Below are 7,060 nucleotides of genomic sequence, written 5' to 3'. Positions count from 1 at the left end.
CGGGCACCGGGCACCGGGCACCGGGCACCGGGCACCGGGCACCGGGCACCGGGCACCGGGCACGAGCCTGGGAGCGGTCAGCGGGGCGCTGCGGCCGGGGTGTCGTCCGGCACCGGTATCGGACGCTTCTCGATCGCGGCGGCCATGACCTCGGGGAAGAGGTCGGGCGTGCAGGCGAAGGCGGGGGCGCCGAGCTGGGCGAGCGCGGCGGCGTGCTCCCGGTCGTAGGCGGGGGCGCCCTCGTCGGAGAGCGCGAGCAGCGCGACGAACTGCACGCCCGACGCCTTCATCTCGGCCACCCGCTTCAGCATCCCGTCGCGTATGCCGCCCTCGTACAGGTCGCTGATGAGGACGACCACGGTGTCGGCGGGGCGGGTGATGCGGGACTGGCAGTACGACAGGGCGCGGTTGATGTCCGTGCCGCCGCCGAGCTGCGTGCCGAACAGCACGTCGACCGGGTCGTCGAGCTGGTCGGTGAGGTCGACCACGGCGGTGTCGAAGACGACGAGGCGGGTGGCGAGCGAGCGCATGGAGGCGAGGACGGCGCCGAACACCGACGCGTAGACGACGGACGCGGCCATCGACCCGGACTGGTCGATGCAGAGGACGACCTCCTTCTTCACGGACTGGCCCGCCCTGCCGTAGCCGATCAGCCGCTCGGGCACGACGGTGCCGTACTCGGGCAGGTAGTTCCTGAGGTTGGCCCGGATCGTGCGGCCCCAGTCGATGTCGCGGTGACGGGGCCTGCTGACGCGGGCCGAACGGTCGAGCGCGCCGGTCAGGGTGGCCCTGGTACGGGTGGCGAGGCGCTTCTCGATGTCCTCGACGACCTTGCGGACGACGGCGCGAGCGGTCTCCTTCGTGGTCTCCGGCATGGCCTTGTTGAGCGAGAGCAGCGTGCCGACGAGGTGGACGTCGGCCTCGACCGCCTCCAGCATCTCCGGTTCGAGCAGCAGCGCGGAGAGGCCGAGCCTGTCGATGGCGTCGCGCTGCATGACCTGCACGACCGTGCTGGGGAAGTACGTGCGGATGTCGCCGAGCCACCGGGCGACGGAGGGCGCGGACGCGCCGAGCCCCGCGCTCCTGCCGCCGCGTGCGGGGCGTGCGCCGCCGCCCCCACCCCCGTAGAGGGCGGCGAGCGCACTGTCCATGGCGGCGTCGGTGCCGCTGAGCCCGCACCCGGTGCCGTCGGCGTCGCCGCCGAGCACCATCCGCCACCGGCGCAGCCGCTCGTCCGGGTCGGCGTCGGCCGCGCCCGGCGCCGCGTGCGGATCTGCGCCTGTGGCGGTCTCCGGGTCCCCGTGGGCGGCTGTCTCGGGGGCCGCTGCGGGATCGCTCATCGGGACTCCTCGGGGAGGGCGGGCCCCGCGAGAGCGGGGACGGGCACGGACGGGTCGCTGGTGTACGGGTACGGGCCGCCGGCGCTGGACGGGGCGGGCCGCGCGGCGCCGGTGCCTGTGCCGGTGGGGCGGGGCGGCGCGCCGGGCGGTGTGCGGCCGAGCAGCAGCGCGACCAGCGGGACGACGGCGTCGGCGCGCGCCGCGTCCACGGTGCCCGCGAAGCCGGGCTCGGCCCCCACGGCGGGTGCGGCGGCAGCCGAGGCGCCGCGGCGCACCTGCTCGCCGAGGGCCCTGCGCACGCCCGGCTCGTACGCGGAGAAGGTGCGGCGCAGCAGCGGCAGCACGTCCGTGAACGCGGTGGCGGGCACGGAGGTCAGCCACGCGTCGACCAGGCCGAGCAGCCGGTCGTCGTGGACGAGGAGCATGCCGCCGCCGGAGGTACCGCCGACGAAACCCTCGATCCACGCGGCGGCCTCTCCCGGCGGGGTGCCGGGCGAGAGGGCGAGGCCCATCAGGCGGGCCGCGTCGTCGGCGGCGAGGCGGCCCTCGTCCAGCAGGAGGCGGGTGGCGCGGCCACGGACCACGCCCGCGACGGTGTCACGGCCCGCGAGCTTCTCCAGCACGGCGGCCCAGCGGCCCGGCAGGTCGCCGCCGGGGCCCGTGGGCAGCAGGCCGATCGCGGTGTGCACCGCGTCGACGTGGCCTCGCATGGCCTCGGCGCCGTCCGCGTCCAGGCCCGCGCAGGCGGGCGGCAGGCCGACGCAGACCCGCTCGGCGAGGGCGGTCGCCACCTCACCGAGCGCGGCGGTGTCGGTGCCGCGCACGTCCCCGTAGCGCAGGGAGCGGGCGAGCGCGGGCAGCGCCTGGGCGAGGTGCGCGACGTCCGCGTCGAGCGCGGCGCGGTCCGCGAGCGCCCGCATGACGACGGGCAGCGCGTCGGGCAGGGCGGCGAGCAGGCACTGCTCGGCGAGCGCGGTGACATCGGCGAGCGCGGACGCGGACGCGGCGGCGGACGCGGCGCGCGCGGTCGCTGCGGCGAGCACCGTCGTGCCCCAGATCCCGGCCTCGGCGACGCGCACGGACAGCTCGGGCTCCCAGCGCAGCCGCCAGGTCTCGCGGAACGTGCCGGCGTTGGCACGGCCCGCCGCGGGCTCGCCCCAGCCGACGCCGAGGAGGCGCAGCCGGTGCAGCAGGGTCGAACGCGCGGCGTCGGTGTCCTTGCGCACATCGAGGTCGAGCTCGCGCTCCAGCGCCTCGGGCCGCAGCCGCAGCGTGCGCTGCTGCCTGGTCAGGTCGCGCTGGAGCGGCACCGCGGGCGCCGCGTCGGGCACCTCGCCGAGCGCGTCGCCGACGATCAGCCGGTCGGTGATCAGCGTGAGCGGCACGTCGGAGCCCTCGCACATCACGGCGCGGACCGCGTCGACCGTCTCGGTGAGCCCGGCGAGCGGGCGGCCGCGCATCGCGGCGAGCGCCCGCGCGAGCCGTACGGCCTCGATGACGTGCGCGGACGAGACCGTCCTGTCCTCCGCGCGCAGCAGGCCCGCGACCTTCGTGAGCCACCGCTCGACGGGGCGGTCGGGTGCGTCGAAGAGGTGCCCGTACCAGCCGGGCGACTCGATGCCCGCGCCGTAGCCGCTGTGCCGGGCGAGCCTGCGGTGGGTCCACGGCACCCACGTCACCTCGGCCTTGACCTTGGGGAGGCCCCTGAGCAGGGCGCGGTCGGCGGTGGCGGTGGTCTTCGCGCACAGCGCGGGCACGTGCCACGCGCCGCAGACCACGGCGACGCCCCCGCCGTCCCCGAAGTCGCCGAACTCCTTGCGGGCGGCGCGCAGGGCGAGGCGCATGTGCGCCTCGCGGACGAGGTCGCGGCGGTGCCCGCCGTCGCCGAACCGCTCGCGCAGCGCGGCCATCGCGTCGGCGACGGCCGCGAACGGCGCGAACGGGTCCGCGCCGCCCGTGTCCCCGCCGCGGTGCTCGACGGCGTCCTCCCACCAGCGCTCGGGGTCGTCGTACCCGGCGGCCTCTGCGAGGACGCCGATGGGATCGACGCGCACGTCGGCGGCGGAGGGCCCGGCGCCGGTTTCGCTCCCCCCTTCGTCCTCGCTGTCGTCGGCGGGTTCGCCGCCGCCGCGGGCGTCGGGGTCTCCCGGCCCTTCGGTCCCCGCGTCGGCCTCCGGGCCCTCGCCTGCGAGTGCGAGCGAGTGGGCGGCGGGCAGGTCGATGAAGCGTACGGGCACGCCGTGGCGCAGCGCCCAGCGCAGGGCGACCCACTCGGGCGAGAACGCGGCGAGCGGCCAGAACGCGGCGCGACCCGGGTCGTCCACCGCGTGCGCGAGGAGCGCGACCGGGGGCCGCATCGCCGGGTCGCCGGCGAGCGCCGCAAGGGCGTCCCCCTCGGGCGGGCCCTCGATCAGGACGGCGCGGGGCGCGGCCGCGTCGAGCGCGGCGCCCACGCCGCGTGCCGAGCCCGGGCCGTGATGGCGCACGCCGAGGAGCAGCGGCCCGCGCGCGGGCGGCGCCGCGCCGTCGGGCACGGGGATCCCCGCCACGGGCCTGCTCACGCGGTCACCTCGCGGCAGGCGCGGTAGAAGTCCTTCCAGCCGTCGCGCTCGCGGACGACCGTCTCCACGTACTCCTGCCAGATGACGCGGTCCGCCGCCGGGTCGCGGACGACCGCGCCGAGGATGCCCGCGGCGACGTCGCCGGGGCGCAGCACGCCGTCGCCGAAGTGCGTGGCGAGCGCGAGGCCGTTGGTGACGACGGAGATGGCCTCGGCCGTGGAGAGCGTGCCCGAGGGGGACTTGAGCTTGGTGCGGCCGTCCGCGGTGACGCCGTCGCGCAGTTCGCGGAAGACGGTGACGACGCGCCGGATCTCGCTCATGCCGTCCGACTCGACGGGCAGCCCGAGGGAACGGCCGAGCTGGTCGACGCGGCGGGAGACGATGTCGACCTCGGCTTCAGGGGTGGCGGGCAGCGGCAGCACCACGGTGTTGAACCGCCTGCGCAGCGCGCTCGACAGGTCGTTGACCCCGCGGTCGCGGTCGTTGGCCGTCGCGATCACGTTGAACCCGCCGACCGCCTGGACCTCCTCCCCCAGCTCGGGCACGGGCAGGGTCTTCTCCGACAGGATCGTGATCAGCGAGTCCTGCACGTCGGCCGGGATGCGCGTCAGCTCCTCCACGCGGGCCGTCAGCCCCTCCGACATGGCACGCATCACGGGGCTCGGCACCAGCGCGGCGCGGCTCGGGCCGTGCGCGAGGAGCTGCGCGTAGTTCCACCCGTAGCGGATGGCCTCCTCCGGCGTGCCCGCGGTGCCCTGGACGAGCAGGGTCGAGTCGCCGCTCACGGCGGCGGCCAGGTGCTCGGAGACCCAGGTCTTCGCCGTGCCGGGCACGCCGAGCAGCAGGAGCGCGCGGTCGGTGGCGAGGGTGGTGACGGCGACCTCGACGATGCGCCGCGGGCCGATGTACTTGGGACTGATCACCGTGCCGTCGGGGAGGGTGCCGCCGAGCAGGTAGAGCGAGACGGCCCACGGCGAGAGGCGCCAGCGCTCGGGGCGCGGCCTGTCGTCGTGGGCGGCGAGCGCCGCGAGCTCGGCTGCGAACGCGTCCTCCGCGTGCGGGCGCAGCACCTTCGCCGCGGGCTGCTCGGCGATTTCCCGGTTTCCCAGGCTTTCCTGGTCACCCTGGTCTTCCTGGCTTTCCTGGCTTTCCTGCCGCGTGTGGGACACGGTCATGGTTCCCCCCTCGGGATCGCTCGGCCTGCTGTGGTGTCCACCGTGCACCACCCCACTGACAATCGACCGTACGAGCAGGTCAGGGGCTGTGCGCGGCCCGGTTGTCAGTGGCCCGGCCTACGGTCGTGTCATGACTGATCTGGGGGTGCGCTGGACGGCGGAGCAGGTGCTCGCGCTGGCTCCTGACGACGCGTCGCGCCGGGCCGGGAGCAAGCTCGGTACCGCGGGGCCGTGGTCGGAGACGGGTGCGGGCGCGGCGCAGGCGCCGGGCGCTGTGTGGGGGTTGTGCAGGGGCAGCGGCAGCAAGCCGTATCAGACGGTGGTGGACACGGCGGGGCCCGCGTACACGTGCAGTTGCCCGAGCCGGAAGTTCCCGTGCAAGCACGCGCTGGGGCTGCTGCTGCTCTGGGCCTCGGGCGGCGGTGGTGTCGCGGCGGACGGCGAGCCGCCCGCGTGGGCGCGGGAGTGGCTCGCCGGGCGCCGGAAGCGCGCCGGGCGCACGGAGGGCGGCGGCGCCGCGGGCGCGGGGGCGGCGAACGCCGCGGACCCGGAGGCCGCGCGCCGGCGCGCCGAGCGCAGGGCGGGACGGATCACCGCGGGCGTGGGCGAGTTGGAGCAGCGCCTCGCCGACCTGCTCAGGGGCGGGCTCGCCGCGGCCGACTCCGGGGCGCGCGCCGGCGGGCGCGGGCCCTGGGAGGAGACGGCGGCCCGCATGGTCGACGCGCAGGCACCCGGACTCGCGGCCCGCGCCCGCGAGTTGGGGGCGATACCCGGCTCGGGCGCGGGCTGGCCCGGCAGGCTCCTGGAGGAGGCGTCCCTCCTCCATCTGCTGGACCGGGCCTGGCTGGGCCTCGACGCGCTGCCCGGGCCGCTGGCCGCGACGGTGCGTACGCGGGTGGGGCTGCCGTCCGCGCCAGGGGTGGGCACGGAGGTGCGGGACGTCTGGTCGGTGCTGGCGCAGTACGACACCTCGGACGGCAAGGTGACGACGCGCCGCATCTGGCTGCGCGGCGGGGAGTCGGGGCGGTGGGCGCTCCTGCTGTCCTTCGGGGCGGCCGGGCGCGCGCCCGAACTGGCCCTGCCGGTGGGCCTCGCGGTCGACGCGCGGCTCGCGCCGCACGCGGGCTCCGGGCAGCTGCGGGCGGGCCTGGTGGAGCGGTTCGGGACGCCGGCGCCGTTCGGCGCGCCCCCGCCCGGCGGCCCGGTGGCGGCGGCGGCCGAGGCGTACGGGCGTGCGCTGCTCGCCGATCCCTGGCTGGAGTCCTGGCCCGTGGTGCTGGCGGACGTGGTGCCGCTCCCGCCGGAGCCCGAAGGGGGCGGGGCGTGGCGCCTGCGCGACGCGGCGGGCGGCGCCGCGCTGCCCCTGACCGCGCACGCCGCGCGGGGGCCGGGCCTGTGGAAGCTGGTCGCCGCGGCGGGCGGCCGCCCCGTCACGGTCTTCGGCGAGTGCGGCCACCGCGGCGTCGAACCGCTTGCGGTCTGGTCCGAGGACACGGAGGGGACGGTGGCCCTGACATGAGCACCGGAACGAACACGGGGACGGGCACCGGGGCGCGGCGTACCGCCGGGACTTCGCTTGCCGGGCCGGCGGTGCGCGCGGCGGGCGGCGCCCGTGGGCCGGGCGCGGCGGGGAGTGACGGCAGGGCAGCGGACACGGAGGGGGACGGGGCGATGGCGGCGTACGGACGCGCGGAGAGCGGCGCGGGGCAGGAGCCCCAATGGGAGGAGCTGGTGACCTCGGCACTGCTGGGGACGGACCGGCGGACGCCGCCCGTGTCCGCGGCGGGGGTCGAGCCGCCGGAGGCGCTGCTCGACGCGGCGGCGCTCGCGACGGTGCGGCGGCGGGCCGGGCTGCTGCCGTCCGCGGCGGAGGGGGACGGTCCCGCGCCCGCGCCGCGCGACGGGCGGCGGCGACTGCCGGGAGCGGCGGCGCTGCGGCTGGCGACGCTGATCGCCGGCCGCGCGTCGGGCGGCTCGGGGTCCA

General features: G+C 77.5%; 5 protein-coding genes. 2 read left to right on the top strand and 3 right to left on the bottom strand.

Annotated elements, in window-relative coordinates:
* Window positions 1-77 precede the first annotated feature (77 nt).
* The 3 genes from ABEA77_RS32655 to ABEA77_RS32645 all read right to left on the bottom strand — a co-directional run bounded on the left by ABEA77_RS32655 (window position 78) and on the right by ABEA77_RS32645 (window position 5,076).
* Window positions 78-1,211, bottom strand: a complete 1,134-nt coding sequence (locus tag ABEA77_RS32655) for a vWA domain-containing protein (protein ID WP_345655620.1) — start codon at window positions 1,209-1,211, stop codon at window positions 78-80.
* Between the two features lie 125 nt (window positions 1,212-1,336).
* Window positions 1,337-3,889 carry a DUF5682 family protein gene (locus ABEA77_RS32650; protein ID WP_425588441.1) on the bottom strand — a complete coding sequence of 851 codons (2,553 nt, stop codon included), beginning with the start codon at window positions 3,887-3,889 and terminating at the stop codon, window positions 1,337-1,339.
* A gap of 8 nt (window positions 3,890-3,897) precedes the next feature.
* A complete protein-coding gene (locus ABEA77_RS32645; protein ID WP_345655608.1) occupies window positions 3,898-5,076 on the bottom strand; it encodes an ATP-binding protein in 1,179 nt (392 codons plus the stop codon).
* Between the two features lie 130 nt (window positions 5,077-5,206).
* Between ABEA77_RS32645 and ABEA77_RS32640 the strand changes: the two genes are divergently transcribed.
* Window positions 5,207-6,595: an SWIM zinc finger family protein gene (locus ABEA77_RS32640; protein ID WP_345655606.1), complete on the top strand. Its 1,389-nt coding sequence runs from the start codon at window positions 5,207-5,209 to the stop codon at window positions 6,593-6,595.
* Window positions 6,592-7,060: DUF5691 domain-containing protein (locus ABEA77_RS32635; protein ID WP_486389448.1), on the top strand; the 469-nt coding region annotated here is incomplete at its 3' end. The genes ABEA77_RS32640 and ABEA77_RS32635, both read left to right, overlap by 4 nt.

It is taken from the genome of Streptomyces tremellae (assembly GCF_039540215.1).
In the GTDB taxonomy this organism is placed as follows: Bacteria; Actinomycetota; Actinomycetes; order Streptomycetales; family Streptomycetaceae; genus Streptomyces; species Streptomyces tremellae.
This window is presented reverse-complemented; position numbering and strand designations above follow the sequence as displayed.